Origin of the sequence: Microscilla marina ATCC 23134 (assembly GCF_000169175.1) — a bacterium.
GTDB classification, from domain to species: Bacteria; Bacteroidota; Bacteroidia; order Cytophagales; family Microscillaceae; genus Microscilla; species Microscilla marina.
Window position 1 is genome coordinate 1 of record NZ_AAWS01000035.1, and the last position, 23,054, is coordinate 23,054.

The 23,054-nt window shown below is 40.3% G+C and carries 17 protein-coding genes and 2 tRNA genes; 6 read left to right on the forward strand and 13 right to left on the reverse strand.

What is annotated here, in order from left to right; translation table 11 throughout:
- The coding region (locus tag M23134_RS25410) for a hypothetical protein (protein ID WP_045114330.1) at nucleotides 1-521 on the forward strand (521 nt) is incomplete at its 5' end.
- Nucleotides 522-592: 71 nt separating this feature from the next.
- Here M23134_RS25410 and M23134_RS25415 read toward each other — a convergent pair.
- The 6 genes from M23134_RS25415 to M23134_RS25440 all read right to left on the reverse strand — a co-directional run bounded on the left by M23134_RS25415 (nucleotide 593) and on the right by M23134_RS25440 (nucleotide 5,027).
- On the reverse strand, nucleotides 593-1,300 hold the full coding sequence (locus tag M23134_RS25415) for a YceI family protein (RefSeq protein ID WP_045114331.1): 708 nt from the start codon (nucleotides 1,298-1,300) through the stop codon (nucleotides 593-595).
- A gap of 511 nt (nucleotides 1,301-1,811) precedes the next feature.
- Nucleotides 1,812-1,884 (reverse strand) — tRNA-Gln (locus M23134_RS25420).
- Between the two features lie 27 nt (nucleotides 1,885-1,911).
- A tRNA-Gln gene (locus tag M23134_RS25425) sits at nucleotides 1,912-1,984 on the reverse strand.
- A 230-nt stretch (nucleotides 1,985-2,214) separates the two neighbouring features.
- Nucleotides 2,215-2,823 carry an IMPACT family protein gene (locus tag M23134_RS25430; protein WP_002701069.1) on the reverse strand — a complete coding sequence of 203 codons (609 nt, stop codon included), beginning with the start codon at nucleotides 2,821-2,823 and terminating at the stop codon, nucleotides 2,215-2,217.
- Between the two features lie 66 nt (nucleotides 2,824-2,889).
- Nucleotides 2,890-4,023, reverse strand: coding sequence for a hypothetical protein (locus M23134_RS25435; RefSeq protein WP_002701071.1), 1,134 nt, complete (start codon nucleotides 4,021-4,023; stop codon nucleotides 2,890-2,892).
- An 80-nt stretch (nucleotides 4,024-4,103) separates the two neighbouring features.
- A complete protein-coding gene (locus tag M23134_RS25440; protein WP_002701073.1) occupies nucleotides 4,104-5,027 on the reverse strand; it encodes a hypothetical protein in 924 nt (307 codons plus the stop codon).
- A 352-nt stretch (nucleotides 5,028-5,379) separates the two neighbouring features.
- Between M23134_RS25440 and M23134_RS25445 the strand changes: the two genes are divergently transcribed.
- Nucleotides 5,380-6,324, forward strand: coding sequence for a GNAT family N-acetyltransferase (locus M23134_RS25445; protein WP_157558641.1), 945 nt, complete (start codon nucleotides 5,380-5,382; stop codon nucleotides 6,322-6,324).
- A gap of 237 nt (nucleotides 6,325-6,561) precedes the next feature.
- Complete coding sequence (locus M23134_RS38885; RefSeq protein WP_002701078.1) at nucleotides 6,562-7,113, forward strand: nitrous oxide reductase accessory protein NosL; 552 nt, start codon at nucleotides 6,562-6,564, stop codon at nucleotides 7,111-7,113.
- Nucleotides 7,114-7,178: 65 nt separating this feature from the next.
- Here the strand turns inward: M23134_RS38885 and M23134_RS25455 are convergent, their stop codons facing one another.
- Complete coding sequence (locus tag M23134_RS25455; protein WP_002701085.1) at nucleotides 7,179-7,406, reverse strand: FeoA family protein; 228 nt, start codon at nucleotides 7,404-7,406, stop codon at nucleotides 7,179-7,181.
- 204 nt (nucleotides 7,407-7,610) lie between these two features.
- Here M23134_RS25455 and M23134_RS25460 point away from each other — a divergent pair, with 204 nt between their 5' ends.
- Entirely contained in the window at nucleotides 7,611-8,216 is a 606-nt protein-coding gene (locus M23134_RS25460) for a hypothetical protein (RefSeq protein ID WP_002701086.1), read from the forward strand.
- Between the two features lie 386 nt (nucleotides 8,217-8,602).
- Here the strand turns inward: M23134_RS25460 and M23134_RS25465 are convergent, their stop codons facing one another.
- The gene (locus M23134_RS25465; RefSeq protein ID WP_002701087.1) at nucleotides 8,603-12,904 is read right to left on the reverse strand and encodes a Calx-beta domain-containing protein; all 4,302 of its coding nucleotides are present in this window, start codon (nucleotides 12,902-12,904) and stop codon (nucleotides 8,603-8,605) included.
- A gap of 308 nt (nucleotides 12,905-13,212) precedes the next feature.
- On the opposite strand from M23134_RS25465, the gene M23134_RS25470 reads away from it, so the two are divergent.
- Nucleotides 13,213-13,644, forward strand: coding sequence for a hypothetical protein (locus M23134_RS25470; RefSeq protein ID WP_002701088.1), 432 nt, complete (start codon nucleotides 13,213-13,215; stop codon nucleotides 13,642-13,644).
- 181 nt (nucleotides 13,645-13,825) lie between these two features.
- Here M23134_RS25470 and M23134_RS25475 read toward each other — a convergent pair whose 3' ends face one another.
- The gene (locus M23134_RS25475; RefSeq protein ID WP_002701089.1) at nucleotides 13,826-14,557 is read right to left on the reverse strand and encodes an ABC transporter ATP-binding protein; all 732 of its coding nucleotides are present in this window, start codon (nucleotides 14,555-14,557) and stop codon (nucleotides 13,826-13,828) included.
- Nucleotides 14,558-14,775: 218 nt separating this feature from the next.
- Between M23134_RS25475 and M23134_RS25480 the strand changes: the two genes are divergently transcribed.
- Entirely contained in the window at nucleotides 14,776-16,491 is a 1,716-nt protein-coding gene (locus M23134_RS25480; protein WP_002701091.1) for a PP2C family protein-serine/threonine phosphatase, read from the forward strand.
- Between the two features lie 75 nt (nucleotides 16,492-16,566).
- Here M23134_RS25480 and M23134_RS25485 read toward each other — a convergent pair whose 3' ends face one another.
- The 4 genes from M23134_RS25485 to M23134_RS25500 all read right to left on the reverse strand — a co-directional run bounded on the left by M23134_RS25485 (nucleotide 16,567) and on the right by M23134_RS25500 (nucleotide 22,689).
- Nucleotides 16,567-17,244, reverse strand: a complete 678-nt coding sequence (locus tag M23134_RS25485; protein WP_002701093.1) for a PspA/IM30 family protein — start codon at nucleotides 17,242-17,244, stop codon at nucleotides 16,567-16,569.
- 707 nt (nucleotides 17,245-17,951) lie between these two features.
- The gene (locus M23134_RS25490) at nucleotides 17,952-18,866 is read right to left on the reverse strand and encodes an ROK family protein (RefSeq protein WP_002701097.1); all 915 of its coding nucleotides are present in this window, start codon (nucleotides 18,864-18,866) and stop codon (nucleotides 17,952-17,954) included.
- Nucleotides 18,867-19,202: 336 nt separating this feature from the next.
- Complete coding sequence (locus tag M23134_RS25495) at nucleotides 19,203-19,433, reverse strand: KTSC domain-containing protein (RefSeq protein WP_002701112.1); 231 nt, start codon at nucleotides 19,431-19,433, stop codon at nucleotides 19,203-19,205.
- 331 nt (nucleotides 19,434-19,764) lie between these two features.
- Nucleotides 19,765-22,689, reverse strand: a complete 2,925-nt coding sequence (locus M23134_RS25500) for an ELWxxDGT repeat protein (protein ID WP_053337386.1) — start codon at nucleotides 22,687-22,689, stop codon at nucleotides 19,765-19,767.
- Nucleotides 22,690-23,054: the final 365 nt, after the last annotated feature.

A 23,054-nucleotide genomic window follows, 5' to 3' on the forward strand; every position in this document is an offset into this window, starting at 1 on the left:
TATTATCGGGCTTGGTATTTTCGGCTTTGGTAGAGTTGTATGGTCACAACCTGAGCATTATGGAGTTTGATGTGGCATTTAAAAGACCTGTATACATTGATACTAATATAGAGATACATTTGACTTCGGAGGCTACTGAAGGCCAAAGCAAAAAAATAAAATTTGAAATAAAAACAGAAAAAAATAATCGACTGAAACAAGCGGTAGAGGGCTTTTTAGTGTGCAATGTGTCGTCAGCAGAGTGCGACGTAGAAAATCTCGAAAAATCGTTATTGATTGCGTGGTTAGCCAAAGCAACCGCCGAAAACTTTACTGGCATTGCAGTGACCAATCTGGGCATAGAGTTTCAAGGGCAGCAAGTAAGCAGAGAAATGCCAGAGTTAGAACTCAACCACGGTGACATTAACCCTAAGTATGGCAACCGTAAAACATTGTACAAAGGACTGAGCAAACAACAAGACGAAGAAGTATACCATGGCTACTATATTGTAGCAAGCAAAGAGTGGGTAAATCGTTCGTAATCATATAAAAAAAGCCTCAATTATTTATTGAGGCTTTTTACTAAAAAAATAAAACTATGAGTGATTATACATTATTTCTTAGCTGATACATTGAAGCCTATATGTACAGTAGGGCGGATAAACTTATCTTTCAACGACTCATCAGCGTGATAGTTCATTCCCCAATCTTTACGGTTAATATTAAACTTGGCTTCAGCAGTTACTTTGTCACCATCTATAGCAACTTTAGCCGGAAAAGTAATGCTTTTCTTTACTCCTTTAAGCTCAAGGTTGCCAGTAATCATGTGCGTAGGGTTTGCTAGTGTGTACTTCTTGTCTAAATTTTCCCGGTCTTTGTTATTTTCTTCCTTGTAGTCTTCTACTGATACTATTTCAAATGTACTCTCAGGAAATTTGTCTGCCGCAAAAAAGTCTTTGCTTAGCAAGTGTGTCACCAGTTTACCGTTGCCCTCTTCATCAGCGGGAATATCTAATACTTTCAGGCTTTTAATATCAATAATAAAGCTTCCTCCTGTTAACTTTCCCTCTTTTATGGCAACTGAGCCACTTTTGAGGCCAAAAGCTCCATTGTGCTTATCTACCAGTTTGGTGCCCACCCAGGTAACTTTACTGCTTGCCTGGTCTACATTCATAGTAGTAGCGTTAGTCACTGCTGTTGTGTCTACTTTTTTGGCGTCTCCGGTTTTTGCTTTATCACTCTTAGGCGATTCGCTGCATCTTACAAACAAGAAGGCAACAGAAAGTACCAATGCGAATGTTAAAAATCTTGAAGTATTCATTTTTATGAGGTTTTTAAATTTGGTTTCGTTTTAAATACGATACAAATATATGTAGTTACATTAAAAGTAAAAACATATAAACAAAAAAAGTAACAAAATTTTACCAAATGAACAGGTTGTGTTGTTGTGCTAGTACCTTAAACATTAAGTAAATGCCCTCTTATTTGGGATGAGTTTTGTTTTCTGACGCACTTCAAAAATCGCGCAGAGTTAGTTTACAATTCCGATGCATATCGGAACCGGAGCTACGCAAATTTTTTTAAGTAAAGTCAGCGAGCTAAAGACTCCGAATAATGTAGCAGGAATTTAGTTCCCAGTGCACTAATTAACCCATCAACAGGGTTTATGTTTTTAGCAAAGTGTCAAACTCTATGTAGAGAATAAAGTGTTTTTTTTTGTGAGCGGATTTTCTAGAGTATGTATTTTGTAAATGGGGTGATTTTATAGCTTTATTTGAGAGCAGGAGGAATAAAAAAAGCCACCCAAATCTAAGAATTTGAGTGGCTTTCTGTTGCCCGACTAGGGCTCGAACCTAGACTCTTCTGAACCAAAATCAGACGTGTTGCCAGTTACACCATCGGGCAAGTTGCATTTGAAAAATTTATGTTTTGTTGCCCGACTAGGGCTCGAACCTAGACTCTTCTGAACCAAAATCAGACGTGTTGCCAGTTACACCATCGGGCATTTTTGTCAAATGCTCTGCAAAGGTAAGAGGTTGTTTATTTAAATGCAAGAACAGATGTTAAATTTTTATACAAAAAATAAAAAAAACGCTTTATTTAGAAGTTGTTTGCTTGTAATGATTTGATTTTCAATACTTTATTGAATTTGAAAAATGTTAAAAAAATATTTTTGAGGGTATAATTTTGTAACCTGTACACGATTTATCGTCAGTAAAAAAACAAGGGAATACCTTACTCTACGCCACCTTCTAATACCTTAAGCGGATGCATTTTGCCAAATGTGGTAGCCACCTCTTCAAACAATTTATTACGAATGGCAAGGGTCATTGTACAGTTCATGGCTTGCTCTTGTGTCACAATCTCTAGTGCATAGTCTTTAATCATTTTCATGACCAGGTTCATTTGGTCATACTCAAACTGAATGCTGATATTTTGTGTCATTAATTTCTCTTCCACTTTGGCGGCTTCCAGTGCTTCAGCTGCGGCAGTTTTATAGGCGTTGATCAATCCGCTTACGCCTAGTTTGGTTCCGCCAAAATAGCGCACAACTACCACCAAAACATTGGTGAGGTCAAACGAGCGTATTTGCCCTAAAATAGGGTCGCCCGCCGAGTGTTTAGGTTCTCCATCGTCGCTGGCGCGAAATGCCTGTTGGTGGGCACCCAACACAAAAGCATAGCAATGGTGACGGGCATCGTAGTACTTTTTTCTTAGCTCATCCTGGCAAGATTTTATTTCCTCTTCGGTGTGTACTGGATAGGCAAACGCAAAAAACTTGCTTCCTCGATCTTTAAAAAATCCCTCCGATGGAGCCGTAATCATTTGGTAAGTATCTTTCATTATTTTTCTTTTATGTTGAACCGTAACAAGGAATGAGTATCAGGCATCACCCAGCACTCAAACAACCTAAAGTGCCTTCAATGCTTTTTTAATCACTTTTTTTAGCCATTCGTACTCGGTATGCTTGCGGGCTTGTTTATACAGTTCTTTAGCCATTTTTTGGCTTTTTTTGTCTGTTTTTTTGGCAGCAATACGTGCCAGCCCTGCTTTTGCCAGTGCTCTATAGTCACGGCTGTAGCGTTGGTCAAATCCTTTGATGTGAATAGCTTGTTGGTAAAGCATTTGTGCTTGCTTATCATTTTTTTGTAGCTTTTCGGCGATCATCCCCTCTAGGGTAAGACTGCCCACCTGGTAAATCGGCAAAGATTGTAATTTAAATCTGGCAAAATAGTTTTGGGCTTCGTAGTAGCGTTCCAAGTGTACCAAACATTCGGCGTATTTAAGGGCAAAAAATGGGTTTTTAGGGAAGGTGTTTGTCAGGTGAGCAAAAGCAAGCGATGCCTGGTAAATATTAGCTTCATATTTAAGATAAATATCGCCCAGAAAAACCCAGGATTCCTGGCGGGTAAACAAGGCTTTTTGCGTAGCGGTGCGCAAATGTGCCAATCCTTTGTTTTTATCGCCCGAAGGAAAAAACACCATAAAGGGTTTGATAATAGGACGACTTTGGGGGAATTGCTTGGCGTAATACCTATACAGGCCAGTAGAGAAATGGAATTCACTGAAGTCATCGGTTTTTTTAAACCCTTGTTTTATGGCTCGATACGCCCGCCGTCCGTGACTTACAGCACTACGCAACGAACCCGTTTCTACCTCGGCAAGTGCCTTAAGCCCATACGCCATTAGTTTGAAAAAAACACCCTCCACATCTTTTTTGTTGGCTTTGAGGCGTGCCTCAGACAATTTAGCACAGTGGTTGAGCAGCTTTTCGTATGTGACAAACTGTGGGTGATTTTTTTCCAGGGGCAGGTATTGCCAGTGAAGCACCAACGCTTTGAGCAAGTAATAGGAGGGGTGATTGCTGTAGCTTGAGGGTAGGCTTGCTATGGTTTGGTTTGCTTGAGCAAATTCCCAGTTATAAATCCGTTGAAGTGCCTTAAGCATGGTTTGTTGTTGGGCTTTATCAGCGAGAAGGTTTTGCGCCTGAACTGAGCCAGCCCCTAATAACAATAAGAGAATAAAAAAAAGTTTTTTGATCATATTTGAACCATCTTATGATAGGCAAAGGTATAAAGATTTGGTATATCGTGTGCTTAAATGTTGGTATGGTTGCGTAAAAATCAGTTACTTGAGGTTGTCAGATATTGCAATACCTCTTGATAGGCAATAAAAAATATGGCCAGTACTGCCAGTACTATGCCCAATTGGTTGAGGCGTGACAGGCGCTCTTTGAATATAATGATGGCAGCAACAGAAGAGCATACGATGATACCTATGTTAAATACAGGAAACAAAAAGGCGCCATCGTTGCCAAAAGCAGAGAGAGCATCGAGTAAAAAATACACCGAAAAAAAGTTAGGAATACCCAGGTACAAGCCCCCCACCAGGTTACGGTTCTGGAGACGGTCTTTGCCAGTGGCTATTCGGTAGCCCGCGATTATACTGCCTGCTATGCCCGCAGTACCAAACAATATTACCAGGAAAAAAGCACTGGATGCAGGTTTGATGTAGTGCAAGTTAAGGTAGTTGAGGGTGGTGTCTATCAGTCCGGCACAAACAAATACAGCCAGGGTTAATAAAAAATTTCGGGTGCTACGTGAGTGTATTTGCACATCTTTTTTTTCTTTTTTGAGGGTACTCAGCACTATGGCTACCAAGGCAAGCGCAATGCCTGAGTAGTTGATCCAGTTAAATGTTTTTTGTTGGGTTTGAAAGATGAATAAGCTTGCCATCACTGGTATAACCAATGAAATCTTGGTGGCCAATGAACCTGCAGTTACACTTACTATTTGGGTGGTAATGGCAATGAGGTAAAACACCAGCATAAATGCTACCCCTAATATAAGCGCGTAAATAAACCAGGGATTGCTCAAAGAGATCAGCGAAAGCTGCGACGATTCTCCAAAGGCAAACCACCCTGTAATCACACAAACGTAATAGTTGATAACTACGGCTTGTAGTGTGTTAATTTTGAGTGTTTTGAAAGAACGAAATGCGATGAAAAGCATCACAGAAAACAAAATGCCAAGTAGTAGACTGATCATATTAAAAATAAATTAAGCGGGCAAAGTTAAAGAATAATGCCTAATGCCAGAGGATTAATTTTAATGAAGGGTTTGCATACCTTATTTTGCGTGTATAATCAATAGTGTGGAGTATTTTGTATTGTTTAGAGTATGGGTTAAAGTTTTTGTTTCGAGTGGAAACAGATAAAATTGAGATTTGAATCAGTCACGAAAAATGGAGTTTAGCCCCATTAAATAAGCATTTTCGTCACGAAGTTCAACATTCGAAGTCCCGTTTTACGCCCAAAGAGTAAACTTGAAACATGTGCTTATGAACGCTCTTGTTAAAAACCTTTCAACTGCCTCAATGTTTAGCTATAATGACGTATTTATGAAAAATTATGAAGTATTGATCAACCCTGTACATACCTCACAGTATCAACACCACTACCCGACTTACTTGTATAATACTGTGCCACACTTGAACCAACAGCAAAAAGGGGAGCAAATATCGTTTTTTTTGTTGCATACCAAAAAACAATGCCTAGAGGCTACTTTTCATTTGTTTGTACAGCATAAAGCAGGTTATAGCCCTGGACAGGCTCCTTTTGGCGGAATAGAGTTTGCCCCTGAACTTAGGCTGGAGGTGTTACAGTTTTTTTGGCAAACTGTAGAGGGGTATTTACAGAAAAAGGCTGTTGACTCAATACAGATTAAACTTTATGCCCACTGTTACCATCCCGAAAACGCCCAAGTGTTGCAATATCTTTGGCTACAGCAGGGGTTTCGTATTATTGAGCATAACTTAAACTACCATATCAATATAAATGCTACCCCACTAAGCAACCGTATGCACCTTTCAGAAAAGCGTCGCTTGCGTAAGTGTGAGACATTAGGGTACAAATTTGAGGTATGGACTACCCCTGATTTTGACTTTGTGCATCGTTTTATTAGCCAGTGCAGGCAACGCAAAGGGTTTCCGATATCATTATCTTTAGAAGCATTTCAGCATTTATACGTTCAGTTTCCGCAAAACTTCACCTTATTTACCTTGTGCCACCAACAGCGGGTAATTGCTTTGGCTACTGGAGTGAGGGTGAATGCTGATGTTTTATATTATTTTTTGCCAGCCGACGATGCCGGGTATTTGTCCGCGAGTCCTATGGTGGCTTTGTTGGCGAGCATGTATGCCTATGGGCAACAACAGGGTTACAAATTATTTGATTTAGGTATTTCTACAGAGTTTAGCCTGCCCAATCATGGCCTGATCAACTTTAAGAAACGCATGGGGGCAGAAGCATCACTCAAACTGACCTTTTTTAAGCAGTATGGATGAGTGTAGTATTGAGTGGTTTTCGAGATTATACGAATAAAGTTCAGAGGCTTAGTTTTTTCAGCTAATTTTAAACAAACTGTATTAGAAGCCACTTTTAGTATCAATGAAACTTGGTATCGGCAGTTGCTCAGTTTGGTAGAGAAAAGGTAAGGTGTGGGTATCTGCGGCAAATTTTTAGCTAATCAAATAAAATCCATTAATTTTGCTGCCATTCAAATAAACTAAAACAAAAAACGAATGAAAAAATATTTTTTATATGTTATAACTGCCTTATTTTTAGTAGCTTGTGGTGGAGAATTAGACAAAAAAGAGGGTAAGCACAAGCACGAAGAGGGTACAGAACATAGCCACGCCAAAGGCGATGAGTCCCATAAGCACAAAGATGGTACTACCCACAATCATAGCAAAGGCAAAGCAGCTGCCGATTGTCTTCATTGTGGAATGCCTTCGGCTGAATTTCCTAAATGGAAAGTAAAAGTAACTGCCAAAGCAGGAGATATTTGGTATTGTTCACCTCGTTGTATGTTTATAAGTACTTTGGATAAAGCAAAAGCGCCTAAAGAAATTCAAGCAATAAAAGTAGTAGAATATTATAATACTAAGCCAATAGATGGTAAAACAGCTTATTATGTAACCGGAAGTGATATATTAGGTCCTATGGGGCACGATTTGGTGCCTTTGAAGGACAAAGCGGCAGCCGATGACTTTAAGAAAGAGCACAAAGGTGCAAAAGTGTTGAAGTTTGACGAGGTAACTATGGAAACAGTAAAAGCAATGGTGGGCAAGTAATAGTTCACCAACGATCAGCTAGTACAGCAAAGGATGCTCACCATAAGGGGGCATCCTTTGTTGAGTTAACAGGGTTTTACCTGCACAAGGGCGGCTTCTTTGAGTCTAAGCGACAGGGTATAACCTTCTACATCAATGGCTATGGGATCGCCCAAAGGAGCCTTGAACAATATCTTTACTTTTTTGCCAGGGTACAAGCCCATATCAGTCAAGATAGGGGTCAGCTTGTCAGGCACAACAGTTACTACCTCTGCCCATTTATTTAACGACAATTGATCCAACGTTTCTTGCATAAAGTGTATCTTTGTTTTAAACAGGTGAACCGCAAATATAAGCTTTTGTTTGATCTCCTTTACTATTTGTAAGACTATGAACCGAAGAACATTTAACCAAAAGTTTTCGAAAGGCTTGGTGAGCTTTGTCTTTCTCGATACTTTCATTACCCAAGATCTGTTTGGGCAAAAATAAAACCCATTACTTTACATTGGGTAAAAGAATTGAACAGCATTTGTCGTGACCTGAAAACAAGGCAACTTTCGCAGGTATTGTGGCAACAAAAGGTAGAAGAGTTGTTGCAGAAAATTAGCTTGGAAGATTTATTAAAATGGATTGATTTTGAACGCTTGGCGCGTCAGATGAAATACCCCGACTTGGGGGTTACTACGGGCAGGGTGCGTTTTCCAAGACTAGCGGGAGTACCTACTCATACAGTGTTTACCAAAAAAGTATTTGGTATGACCAAAGGCAGGGCAATCATTCCACATGGGCACAACAACATGAGTTCGGCACACTTAATTCTGAAGGGAAGTTTTGAAGTGAAGCATTATGACAAGATACAGGAGAATATCCGTGAAATGATTATTAAACCCAGTATTCATCAAATAAGTAAGGCTGGGGTAGCTACCTCTATCTCTGACCAAAAAGACAATGTACATTGGTACAAAGCCCTGAGCGACAAGGCGTATACTTTTGATATTATTATGTTTAACCTTAACCCTGCTTACGGCAAGCCTTATGATGTAAGCAATATAGACCCACTTGCTGGCAAAAACATAGGCAAGGGACTGCTACAAGTACCTAAGCTAACAGTGCACAGGCATTGAAAAAATATGGCAAAGATGCTCATCATTAAAGCGAATAAGTGGTAATCAATAGTCCATAGTATTTAGTCGATAGTCCATAGCTGATTCGAGTAAATGTTCACCTTGTTAAATGCTGTAAACCAGTATTTTATATTAAGATTGCGTACTCACTTTATTTTTAAAAGTGTTTCGGTTTTATGCCTAAACACCCAATTAAATAGTTTTTAAATTCATCAATGACTGATAACCGAGCCTCTGGCGAGCTCAACAAAGTTAAACAGCAAACAACTTTGACTAAAATCACTGCGGAGTATTGGTAATAGAACACTCAAACAAAAGGAAAGGTTAGAAAGCGGGTTAAAATAGCTGCCTAACCTTTCTGAAATATGACAGAAAAATAATTGCGCTTATATTTTCAGTATCCTCAAAGTGTATACCTGTGCACTGGCACGCAAAGTAATGATGTATATACCTTGAGGCAAGGTTTGCAGATCAATGCCATAGTTACCATTGTTTTGGCGGACAATTTTTAACTGAGCAGCGATTACTTTTCCTTGAGCATCTGCTGCTTTAGCATCAAGTAGGGTATTGTCAGAAGGTAAAGTAACAAAAGCCCAGTTTGCCGTAGGGTTAGGGAACAGTCGTACCTGTGGTTGCTTGCTTTGCGCTACCAATGCTGACGCCCACTGCGAATAAGTACTGGTACCGTCAAAATCTACTTGCTTGAGGCGGTAATAGTTTAGCCCTGTTTTGGGAGCTTGGTCTATCCATTGGTAGTGGTAAGGAGTGGTAGAGTTTCCAAGCCCCTTTACTCGCCCTATTTCCTCAAAAGTAATTCCATCGATAGAGCGCTCTATAGCAAAATAGTCATTGTCTTTCTCTTGAATAGTAGTCCACTGTAGCCCTACTTTTTGTTGGTGGGTGGTTTTGGCGGTAAACGACACCAGGCTTACGGGTAGGGGAGAGGTTGAACGTAAAGAAACCACAGTAAACTCGTCACCATTGTTTAAGCTTACATTTTCAAAAGTGAGTATTTTAGTAGAACCATCATAAGCTGCAGCTACAAATCCAGTCATTATATTTTCGTCGCTAAAACTACCATCACTGTTACTATCTTTTAACAAAATCACGTCATCAGCATTACTTATTTGATTATTACTCATGTCAAAATCCAGCGTAACTGTTCCCACGCTACCAGCTGCTCCTACCTTCCAGGTACGTTTCAGGCGGCTAAACGCTGTCGAAGGAATATCCATTCCGTCTGCTTCGTTCATTGCCAGGTTATTGTGTCCCACCATTACAAAGTCACCATTATTGAGCGACGAAGGCTGACGAACACGTAGTACCCCCTCACCTTGTGAGTCGGCGTGGTTGCTGTCAAAACTGGTTTGACCTATACCTATTACATCTCCGTTGTGTGTACCCGAAAAAGTATAATATTGATTAGTAATTGCAATGCTATATTTTGCCGAAAGGTAGTTTTCAATAATGCGGCGGCGTGCTTCGTTGAGTGCCTGGTCGTTGTAGTAGATTACCTCGGCAATGTGCCCAGTAAATTCATCACGACCTCCTGGTGCAGCGTTGTCGTGGTAACGAGTACCACCATCAATCCCTCCTAAAGAGGCCGCACTATGAGAAAATAGACGGCCAACCCCTGTAGTAGAGCCAATGCTGGTTCCATTAATAAAACCTTCCATTTTATCGTTAAGGTGGTCATAAAACAAAGCTACAATGTAATTGGTATTGGCAGTAATGCCTCCTTTTACGAATTTGGCAGGTGCACCGCCCCCGTCTGCCCCCCAGGGAGTAGTCAATCCTCCATCATCATTGGCATTGTTCCAGCCGTGAAAATAAAGTTCGTTATTATCTATATAAAAACTTAATCCACGAGTGCCCCCACCTTGTTCAAAAATAGTTTGGCGATTAACAACATTCGATCCAGTACGTATCACCAAAAATATGATCTTTCGTTCGTGGTAATTAGGAGAACCCGAAGGGGCATTGATAGATTCGTCATTGTCAAATGTCATATAGTCGTCACCATCAAACTGTAGGGCAGGCATCGAATTAATCACATTGCTTTGGAGCGTAGGTTGGTTGGCAGCGTTTGTCTGAGTTGCCGGGTTATTGTTGGGCGAGCTATCTGTAAAAGTATCGGTATACCCAACAAGTTTATCGGCTTGTAGCCAAAACACGTTAAAGCTTCGCTCTCCTACCCCCGCAGCAGCCAAATACCCAAAGGGGTCATTTTCTTCTATAATATAAATATGTTGATCTCTGGCAGCGTCTATAGTAGAATTTGCCGGGTTTTGTAACTCCATCACGATAGTTTCGTTAGGCTCTACCTCACTATCATCTACAATAAAAGCTGTAATAGCAAGCGAAGCAGTAGTTTCACCCGGCAAAAATGTGATGGTTCCGGTGGTAGCAAGCGAATAATCTAATGAAGATGTGGCGGTACTTGAAGCCATATCTATCTGGTAATCAACTGTCACTACTTTGGCCGAAGGCACCGATAAATTCACATTAATTACTGGTAGAGACACACTCTCATCATTGGTTTGAGTGCTTAGTTCAAACGATGCGATGGGCGTAGGGTCAATATCTGTAATAGTGATGGTATGTTCTATGGGCGTTTGTAGGTTAGTTCCTACGCTGGGGTTATGCAGCTCTAAAATAAGTGTCTCATCATCTTCATCTGTACCATCAGTGAGCAGGTTGACTGCAATATCGACAAAGGCTACTCCATCGGCAAAGTTAGCCGTACCTGCAGTAAAAGTATAGTCAATACCTTCGGTAGATGTTCCTGCCCCTCCCGAAGCCCTCAAGCGGTAGTCAACAGACGCCGCCCCTGAAGTAGAGCCAGTACGTGAAATACGCACAGACACTGTTCCGGCATCTTCAGCAAAAACCGAGGTGCTGGTAGCAAAATTAAACTTAGGAGGGGCATCGTTGTCGTAAATATTAAAGGTATGCGTGTTTTGTGCACCAATAGTTATTCCGGCAGTTACTACCGAAGGAATACTCAATAATACTGTTTCTGTGCTTTCTGAAATAGCGTCATCGTTGGTTACCAAGGTCACACTGTTTGTATGCTGCCCAGCAGCAAAAGTAATAGTACCTGAAGTAGCCAGTGTATAGTCAACCCCACCATTGGTAGCAGTACCACCTGTTACCTGATAGTTGATAGTAACAGGGGAGGCTGGTGTATAGTTCAGCTGTGCAGTGACACTATTTGAAGGAGTGTTGGTTTCAAACTTATATGATTCAGCTTCTACAAACTCTACAGTAGGAATCACCTCACCTATAGTGGCAAAAGTACCTTTAGGAATAGTGAGTCCGGTGGCCTGATACAGTGTGCCTGAGGTATTGACCAATTCGACTACTTCAGTAGACGAACTTTGGTAGTTGGGAATCACCCCGCCACTTTTGTCAAGCAATAGTACATATTTTGTATATCCGGCGGTCAATGCAGGCAATAGGCTTGCATCTACGGTAATGTCAGTACTACCCACGTCATTGGTATGGTCAAACCTCCAGCTTCTTTCCAATACCCTTGAGTTTACTCCGGCATTGGGTGCTCCACTGGCTGTCCAGGCTGTAATTGCTTGGTCGTTATGCCCAACAAATAAATAGTCACCATCGGCCAGATTGGCACTATTTACTTTTATTTCAAATATATTTTGTCCCTGACTGGTGGTGTGTTCGTTGCCAGCAGTTTCGCGTCCTACGCCTATTACATTGTAGCCATAGCGCAACTGATACTCATATTTATCATCGCCTATAGGGTTGGCTATATACTTGGCTCCCAAGTAGTTTTCTACAATTGTTCGTTCAGCATCATTCAACACCCGCTCATACTGAATCATTTCAGCAATGTCGCCATTTAGGTAAGCTGGGGTGGTGTCAGCGAGGTTATTAGTCAGTACAGTTTGTCCATTTACTGCCCCCATACCTGGGGTGTCGGGGTGAGTGTATAACAGCCCCAGCCCTGAAGTAGTACCAAACTGTACCCCATTTAAATACCCAGTAATTGTTCCAGTGTAAGTAGTAGGGTCGTTTGGGTCAGGTCCCGCATTGGTAGCATCGTATACGTGGGTAATAATATAAGGAGTATTGGCAGATACTGATGTGGAAATGTATTGGTATTGCCACCCATCATAAGGACCATCAGATGTTACTTGATTGTAAACCCCCATGATAAGGTTGCCATTCTCGATGTAAATGTTCAACCCTCGAACATTACCTCCTTGCTCATAAATCATTTGGCGGGTATTGACATTGCTTCCTGTACGAAAAACTATATAAGTGGTTCGTTCGTCATAAGGACCATTGCCATTAATGTCGTTTGAGGTATTGAACAATAAGCGTTGATTGAGCCCGTTAAACTTAATTACCGGGCGGTTGTTGATACCTTGCCCAGCCAAAGTCCGTAGTAGAGGGCGTTGCCCGGCGTTGTTTTGGTAGGGGTTGTTGGCAATCACGCTGAGCGATTCGTCTTGCCAGGTTTGTACTAGTGTATTGTCGGTTGGGGTAGATGAACCGTTGATAATGCCATCTGCCTTAAGCCAAACCTTGTTGTCGCTATCTCCTCCTGACTCTGTGCTTACTCCACCAGGACCCTTTTGACTCCAGGCAGTAGTACAGGAAAATAGCATGACAACAAGAAATATAACTATATCTTTGTTTTTCAATATTTTGTTGTTCATTACAGGCTTCAAATTGTTGTAAATGTTCTTACTTTGGGAAAACTAATCAATGTGTTACTTGCTGTTCGAAGGGTTAATTGTTTAGATTTGATCACTAAAACTTCATAAATTAAAAACAGTCATTATATTAAATATGTTCGTTTTTTTCGATTAAACTCTCATTTGTATAGGTAAACAACCTTGTAAAACGATAGGAGTTTTACCTATAAAAATAACAAAAAATGCAAAAAAATAGTATATCATACCTTTAAGATTCGCCTTTGTTTAAAGTTATAAAGCTATTTCACTATTTAAAACAAAATATTTTTATGCACCTTAAAACTTCATTTATTACGTTATTATCGTTGGTGTTGTTTACATCATTTATTAGTGTAACAGGCTTCAATAATGATATATGGAAAATTTTATTAAAGGTAAAATACCATTTTAAAGACAATAAGTATATACCCAAATTTGAAGCCAAACATAAGGCACTTGATCGTAAAACAGTGACTATCAGTGGGTACATGTATCCGCTGGATGAAGCCAAGGAGCATCAATACTTTATGCTATCCTATTACCCTATCAAAGTTTGTTTTTTTTGTGGAGGAGCTGGTCCTGAGTCTATTATAGAAGTAAATACCCAAAAACCGATAAAATTTACCAGTAAAAAAATCACCCTTACCGGCCAGCTACGCCTCAACCCTGATGACCCTGATCGAATGTTTTTTATTTTGTTGAATGCCAGGCAAAACAAGTAATTCGTGAAAACTCTGAAATAAGTATATTGAAAGTAATTATTTGACCAACTTCATTTTCACTTAGGCTAGACAGGTTTCAAGGTTGCTTCATAGTCCTGGCCTCTGTACTTAATTTGGGGGCGTTGCTATTTTGTGAAGCATCACCGACAAAACAGGAATTACAATAGACAATTATGAAACGTTATCCTTGCAAGTTTTTCCAGAACTCCATCTCAGCCTGAGCCCCAGTTTGTTTGTTGGCTATAAACTCCTCCATAGAGCTAAAGGTGTGTAAGCAACCCTGCTGCATCAAAGCTACTTGGTTGCCCATTAATAAGGCTTCTTTGATGTCATGGGTGACGAATAGCCCTGTGATTTGATATTGGGCAATCATAGACTTTAATAATTGCTGCATTTGTTGGCGGGTATCAGGGTCCAGGTTGCCAAAAGGCTCATCGAGTAATAGCAATCGAGGTTTGATGATCAAGGCACGCCCAAACGATACTCTTTGTTTTTGCCCACCCGATATTTCATAAGGCATTTTATGCGCTTCATTGGCAAGCCCTAGTGCCTCTAGTAATCCCTCTGTTTTTTGTTGAATGGCTTCTTTTTGAGATTTGCCCCTGTGTTTTTGCAGTCTTAAGCCAAAAGCTACATTGTCGAACACATTCAAATGCGGAAAAAGCAGACTTTCCTGGTATAAGTATACTATTTTTCGTTGGTGTGCTGGTACTTTGTTCATTATTTGATTATCAACCAGTACCTGCCCCTGATCAGGGGTTTCTAGCCCGGCAAGTACTTTTAATAAAGTAGTTTTGCCGCTCCCTGATTTGCCTAAAATGCTTAAGATCTTATTTTGAGTAAGTTGAAAACTTATCTTGTCTAAGATTATTTTATTTTGGTAAGACTTGCTTATATTTTTAACTTCTAACATCGTAATAAATTATAGTCTTATAACTTTGAGTACAGCACCAACCGCCAGTAATTATTCATTGGTAAAACCATGTGGTTGTAATTGTTTGGTATACTGGGTGCTTTGGTCTTCATCACAAAAAAGCAAAAATACTTGGATTCTTTCATTTTTGATGTCAATATTACTTATTCGTCTTTTAGTACATAATAGTGATTGCCTGAAGGTTGTGATTTGATAATATGTGGAGCATTATTTTTTTATATAAAAAACTTAAAGTATATACCCTCATTTTTGTATTAATCGGCGTTGCCGGGTTTCAGCCTGTGATGGCAATGTCTTATGCTCCTTTAGAAAAAAGCAGTTATATAGCCTTTCCATTGTTATTGGCAGCCTATCATCTAATGTCTTTCCTGGCGAACTTGTCTCAGAGGTTGCACTTGAAGCTTGTTGGGTTTGCAGCAGCAATTGCAGTGAGTCTTGGTCAACCCAACGAACTTATTCATTTATTTTATAACCCCAGGGCATACGCGCACGACCTGGGGTTATTTACAATGTTGGTAGTGCCCATTTTTTTGTTGTTTGGGTTACATTTTCTAAAGCCTGCAACTACCAAACGATGGCATGATTACATGTTTTGGGCATCCATAGCTACCTATATACTAGCAGCCTCCGCCCATTTTCTTGATTTTTACTCTCAGTATATTTCTATAGTATTTATTACCGGGGCTACTTTACTGATAGGGTTGCATCTGTGGAAATTTTTGTCAGGAAAAAAAACAGCGTATACACTTTTTGCCTTGGGCTTTTTAATTTGGGTCAGTATTTTTATTGTTAATATGATTGCCCAAGTGCATTACTATGAAATACCCCTTATGCTGGTATTGATGTTTTTTTCGGGCGCATTGTTTAAGCAGCAACAGGTACAGGAGCGCTTGCTTTATAGTCAGCAAAACAGCGATTTGCAACAACAGGTACACACGCAACAACAAACCATTCACCAGCAGCAAGAAGCTATTCACGAAAAAGACAAAATTATAAGGGTCAAAGAAAAACGCTTGCAAACCAATAAATCTATTTTGGAAAAAGCAGGCAGACGTCTTAAAGAGAAAGAAAGAGTATTGAAGCTTCAAAACCAACAAATTACCAAAAGTATAGAGTATGCCCGTAATATTCAGGATGCTATTTTGCCCACCGAACAAGCGCTTCAACAGTTTTTTAAAGACTATTTTGTGTTATTTAGACCCAAAGACATTGTCTCAGGCGATTTTTACTGGTGTAGTCAAGTTACCCTTGAACAGCCGTCCAATACTGCCATTGCCCGCTTTGTATACCAAACCAAAAAACAATATACCTTTCTGGCGGTAGTAGACTGTACCGGACACGGAGTGCCAGGAGCTTTTATGAGTATGATTGGCAATACTTTGCTTAACGAGATTGTAAATGAAAAAGCAGTGTATGCTCCCTCACAAATCTTAGAAACTTTACATCAAACCATTCGTGCTGATTTAAAACAGGCACATTCTGGTAATAATGATGGGATGGATATATGCCTTTGTCGCTTGGAAAAGTTAGAAGGAGGAAAAACTGAGGTGTTGTTTGCAGGAGCAAAACGCGACTTGTTTTGTTTGCACCAACGTGAGCTGATAGTAGTGGCAGGTGATAGAAAGTCGATTGGAGGAACGCAAAAAGAAGAGCATCGAAGTTTTTCTCTACAAAAAGTAGTGTTAGACCAGGGAGATAGAGTATACCTGACCACTGACGGGCTTACTGATATGGCTATGGGCGCCAAAAGCCGCAAAAGCTTTGGTACAAAACGCCTCAAATCTTTTATCGACCAGTGTGTTGACAAAAGCATAGATGAGCAATATACACTATTGAATGGGTTGGTAGAAAAATACAAGGCAGGCACCGAGCAACGCGACGATATTTTGGTACTTGCCATAGAGCTGCAATAGCTTTGGGGTACAAAAAACCCTTACACTTTATGAAGTGTAAGGGTTTTTGGAGTATTACAGTAGAATCCCGCTAAATTAAACTCCGCCTTGGTTCAACTTGGCTCTTAGTTTTGCCAAATCGTCGTCTACAGCAGAGCTTTGTTCTAATTGTTTAAACTCATCGTTCAATGAGGCAGAACCGTCGCCAGAAAGCTCAGTGAAAGCTTCTGCTTCTGCTTCTGCTTTTAAGATTTTTTCTTCAAACTTGTCAAATTTAGAGAAAGTGCTGCTTGCATCGAAGCTACCTACTTGCTTGGCAATTTTCTTTTGAGCATCCGCAGCTTCTTGTCTTGCCAACAAAGTACTTTCTTTCATTTTAGCCTCATTCAATTTTGCCTTTAGGGTATCTACCTGACCTTTCAGCTTGCTTGTTGTTGTAGTTGCCTGGTCATACATTCCTTTGTATTGGTTGGCTTGTCCTTCAGCATCTGCTTTTTTGGCAAGTGCTTTACGTGCAAGGTCTTCGTTACCAGCACTCAAAGCTTGCATTGCTTTTTGCTCCCAGTTTTGAGCAGCAGTTGCGTGTTGTTTATAAGAACGCTCCATTTTCTTTTCTTGTGCCATTGCCGTAGCCAGCGCAGAGGTTGCTTTAGCAATAGATTCTTGCATCTCTACTACCATCAGCTTGATCATCTTTGAAGGATCTTCTGCTTTATCGAGGGCATCGTTTACATTGGCTTTGAAAATATCGGATATTCTACCAAAAATCCCCATATATACGTGCGGTTTTAAGTTTATAAAATAAGTTTACAATTTGATTTCTTAGTGTAATATTACAAAATAATATGCAACTTCGAAAATTATCATGTTGAGTTATATTTTACTACGGGCAAACCCATATGGAGGTTATTACAGATTGTAATTCCCGTATGTTTGGACGATAACTTACACGAAATATTTTACTAAAAATAAGTGTTATGGCTTGATTAACAAGCATTTTTACCTAAAAAAATTTTTTTTACCTGTTTTTCAAACTCTTGGTGCATATTTTCCCTCAAATTTTTCACCAAAAGGCACATTTTGTTTCTATGACAAAAAAACAATGACCACCAAAGACCGATTTGTTGTTTTAAGGTATTTTTGTTTGTGGTGGGGAATCCTTGTGCAGTAGAAGTTTAACGAGTTAAATTACTGGCCTAAAAAGCACCCCATTTTATTGGGTGAGTTGGGTGTTTGAAACGCAAGGTAATGAATGTTTTTAGCTGTGTGGTAGTGTGGTATTTATACCAATATTAGCGGGGCAATATTAAGTATAAGTAGCAGCAAGTAATTAGCCATAATCTACAAGTAAGGGTCACTCATTCATAATATGGCTGTTACACCTACTCATTAGGTATGTTTAATTCTGCCTCGGTGCTTAAAAAACAATGCCTTAACAAAGGAAAACCGGGCTTTGGCAGCCCGATGTTGTGTAGAGTGTGTTATTTTACCGTAAGCATGGCTGCTCCAAATACTCCGGCACTATCGCCCAGGGCAGGCTTTAAGAAAAGCGTGTCTAGTCTATGATTAAAAAGGTAAGGTTTGACTGCCTCTACCCCTTCGCTGTAAAGTGCCTCTATATTGCCCAAGCCACCCCCCAGTACTATCGCGTCAGGATCTAATATATTGATCACATTGGCAATGGCTTTACCAAAAAAATGGGTCAAACGTTGAATTGTTTCAGTAGCGTATTGATCTGTACCTTCTTTGTGCGCTTGTACAATATCTACCATCGGCTTTTTTTGCCCGGCTACCTTAGCATAATAACGCTCAGAGGCAGGACCTGAAATCATTGTTTCTACGCAGCCTACACGACCACAGTAACATTTGCCGCCCGATTCATCCAGAAAATTATGCCCCCATTCTCCAGCAATGCCGTGTCGCCCGGTCAGCACCTGGCGATTGACTACAATGCCACCACCTACTCCTGTGCCCATAATTACCCCAAAAACAGTATTGGCATCAGGCAGGTGTTGTTGTACTGCTCCCATGTTGGCTTCGGCTATAGCAAAACAGTTGGCATCATTGGCCATTACCATAGGTATTTGTAGGGTTTGTTCCAGGTCTTTGGCAAAAGGTTTACCATTGAGGCTTACCGTGTTGCTGTTTTTTAATGTTTGCGACTCAGGATCTATAATACCGGGTGTACCCATGCCTATTGTCTCAGGCTTTTGCCCCAGTTCCTCAGCTACATCGTTTACCAGTTTGCCAATTCGAGTAATTACGTGTTCATAGCCTTGCTCGCTTTCGGTAGGTATGCGCTTACGTATGATTACTTCTGGATCGTCGGCAGATTTGAGCACTGCAAGTTCTATCTTGGTACCGCCCATATCTATGCCCCAAAGTGTCTTTGCCATTTTACCCACAGGTTATTGTTTGATAAATTATGTTTATTAGTTGTAACTCAACAACATACTGTATTGAATTATCAAATTTTAAACTAAAATCTAAATTTGCTGAAATCAAAAAAATGTCCTAAGTTTTTAGTAAAATCGTTCAAAATCGAGTGCAATTAGAATACAATATTGAGTTTCTGAAAGAAAATGACGCTTAAATATTCAATATAAAGTATAAAAAGAAAAAGCATGAAGAGATGATTTTTTTTGCTCTAAAGCCAAAACAAACACTGCCCAATGGACAAGTGTTTGTTCTGTTATCACTATTTTAGATGAATGTATCGAAAATAACCCTTGCTAATTCCGCACTTTTTTGTAATGTTCTTCTTTCCTGTTACGAATGTTACCATTAAAGAAAACTCCCACCGATTTAGAGTTTTGGAGGTTGGCAAATTCCTGTTCTGACACATCGGCATATTCGTAAATACCTCCTTTGCAAAATACTACTTCAAGCACTTGGCTCAACGGATCGTAAGCGGTAGAAGTAATCAATGAAGACTCAGTGTGGTTTCTCTTAAATTTTGTCATAAATATAACTATTTAGTGTTCTCTTATATATACGTTATAGCCAGGTTAAAGTTGGGTTTCTGAGTGATTGTTTTTCTATGTAAGTTGTTGATTAGAAGCAACTTAAAAAATATTTTATCTGTAATTTATAGCTGTTTTTATCTTGTTTTTTTAAGGTTTTCACCGAGTGTTTTTTTGTGACTACTCAATGTTCTTGAAAGTCGTTTAGCCTTAGGTAACTACTTCACTTCTTTGTTGCTTTTTACTTGGCAACGATACAGTCAATCAAAAACAACAAAGCCTCTTAAGTACGGTTGCTTAAGAGGCTTTGCTGGGGTGAGATGTGTAAAAACTACTCCTTCAAAATCCATTGACTAATAAGTTGCCCATCTACTTGCATTTTGAGTAAATATTTGCCTGTGGGTAAGTGCTGTATATCAATGGCTAATTGTTGCTGTTGTATTTTAATGGCTTTTTGCCAAAGTTTTTTGCCACTGCCACTGTATAGGTTCACTTCTATTTTTTGCCCGTTTTTGCCTGCCATAGGTACATAAAATATGCCTGGCGAAGGGTTGGGGTAGGCAATGACCTTTGGTTTGCCTGAGAGGGTAGGCAAAGGCGTAAGGCGAGAAGGTGTATAGCTAAATACTTCATAGCCTACCTTGCCGTTTCGTGCTTTAAATATCAGCTGATTGTTGAGTGATGCGATGTCAGCAGGAGAGCTACTGCCTATGCCTGATAAAATATCGGCTACCATTTCAGTACCTTTTTCGGTGCCATCGCTTACCCAAAGTTCTGATCCGTGGGTACCGTCATTTGCCTGAAAATACAAACGGTTTTGATGTACCCAAAACTCCTTGATGTCACTTGTTGTTTCACCCGGATAAATATCTTTTAACAGCTTGGTTCCGGCTTTGGTACCATCGCTTACCCAAAGTTCGGCTCCGTGGCTGCCATCATTTGCTTTGAAGTAGATTTGATCATTCATTGATATTGCTTTTGCCATGACGCCACTGGAGAAGCCTGGAAAAATATCCTTGACCATTTTGGTGCCCGTTTCGGTGCCATCGCTTACCCATAGCTCAAACCCGTGCGTGTCATCCAGGGCATTAAAGTAAACCTTGCCTTGGTGTGCCACCAAATCAAGCACATAACTGGATTTACGACCAGGGAAAATGTCTTTGACCAGGCGGGTACCTGCTTTGGTGCCATCGGTTACCCAGAGCTCGATGCCATTGGGACCATTTTCGGCCACAAAAAACAATAAATTACCTACTGCTTTGAACTCCTCGATGCTAGAGCCGTGAGCTCCCACATAAATATCTTTGAGCATCTTTGTACCTGCTTCGGTGCCATCACTTACCCAAAGTTCGTCGCCATGGGTACCGTCATTGCCCGAAAAATAAAAATGCTTGTTCCAGGTAGTAAAAAAGTGAGTAAACGAAAGGTATCCTGGCGCTACTTTTTTGGTCAATAGCTGAGTACCTGCCTCGGTGCCATCGCTGGTCCAAAGTCGGGCAGGACGTTCTGTATTTGCCCAAAAATACAAGCGGTTATTTAGTGTCACTAAACTGTAGGGAAAACTACTGTTTGCACCAGGTTTAATGTCTTTGAGTAGCTTAGTTCCAGCTTCGGTGCCATCACTTACCCAAAGTTCTTTGCCCGCTTCGGCAGACTCTGCCCTAAAGTACAATTGGTTGTTTACTACTGTTATTTCGCTTGGTGTACTTCCCTGATTGGCTCTTGCAAAAATGTTTTTGACTAATTGAGTACCAGCTGGTGTACCATTAGTTGCCCAAAGTTCTCGCCCATTGGTGCCATTATCGGCAGTAAAGTAGTACTTTTCATTGAGTAGTGCCCCTTTCTGTAGGTAACTACTATTAGTGCTTGGTTGAATATCTTTGACCATGTGGGCAGTAGTACCTTCGGTTACCCAAAGCTCTTTGCCATGGGTAGCGTTATCTGCCACAAAAAATAATTGATTGTTGCTGGCAGTCAATAGGGTAGGTTTTCCTGATTGTTTGTCTGCTTGAATGTCGTGTACCAATTGGGTGTTTTCGGTAGTGCCATCGGTTACCCAGAGCTCTTCGCCATAGGTAGCATGGGTCGCCACAAAATACAGCAAGCCACTGCATTCCTTAAAATTGCGTGGTTTGCTGTCAGCAGCACCAGTGTTGATGTCTTTTAGGAGTTGGGTTCCTGCTTCGGTGCCATCACTTACCCAAAGTTCTTCGCCTTGGTCGCTATCGGCACTGAAGTAAAACTTATTTTGATAAATAGTCAGGTGAGCCGGAAAGCTACCGTAAGGACTGAGGTCTTTGAGTTTCTTGGTGCCTGCTTCGGTGCCATCGCTTACCCAAAGCTCTTCGCCATCGTAAAAATCATTAGCGTTAAAATAAAGCTTTCCGTTGAACACAATCATACTGGAAGGAAATCCTGACAAGTCATTTTTGGTGTTGATGTCTTTCACCATTTTGGTGCCTGCTTCGGTGCCGTCACTTACCCAAAGCTCAATACCGTGGGTGCCATCACTTGCCCTGAAGTAAAGCTTGTTGCCCATGGCTACAAACTCGTCAAGGTAACTGCCATCGTTGCCAGGATTAATATCTTTAACCAACCGAGTGCCTGCTGTAGTACCATCACTTACCCAAAGTTCCTGATCAAATGCAGAGGCATTTCCTTTTCCTTTAAAAAACAATAAATTGTTTGCCACAACAGGCTTGTCCATATTGCCTGTAGAGGACTTTATTATGGTCATCATCTTGGTATTAGCCTCGGTGCCATCGGTTGCCCATAGTTCAGTACCTTTGCCCTGAGTGGCATAAAAATAAAGCTGCTCTTTGAATGCTACCAAGTGAGTGGGGTTGCCATTTTTACTGTCAGGGTAAATATCTTTCAACATTTTGGTTCCTTCGGTAGTACCATCGCTGGTCCAAAGTTCTTGGCCGTGGGTATCATCGTTTGCCGAAAAGTAAAGATGGTTTTTCCAAACCACCAATTCACTGATATTACTGGATGAGCTACCCGGAAAAATATCCTTAAGTATTTGAGTACCTGCTTTAGTACCATCACTTACCCAAAGCTCAGAGCCATATACCTCGTTGCTGGCGGCAAAGTATAACTTGTTGTTAAACGTGGTAAGTGCACCAGGGCTGGAAGTTGCCGGTGTAGGGTTAATGTCTTTGAGAAGTTTGACTTGTGCCTGACTTTGTAAAGTCATGAAAGTGATCATCGCTGCGCTCAAGAGGCGCAACTTGCTATAAAAATGAAGTCTCATGCTGATGTTAGTTAATTTTACCTGTTGATAAACCTTTTTATGGCGTTAAGTTAGTAAACAATTGAAGAGAACAAGGGGGCTTAAGACATTTTTAACAGAAGAAATAGTATAAATGTACTATAGTGATACAAAATAGTGTTTTGCTCGCTTATTGGGGTTGGGTTTAGCCTTGATTATCACAGGCTTGTATAATTCTTTGCTGTTTTTCTCTACTGTTTTGCTTTAGCCATTTCAGGTCTTTTTGAGGCAAACCAACAACTAAGGGAAGCGAAAAAAATAACTTCCTTGACTTCTATTTTTGGCATAGGGAATTAGGGTTGTGCGAAGTTTTTAAAATTATTGATATACAAACATTTATGCATAAA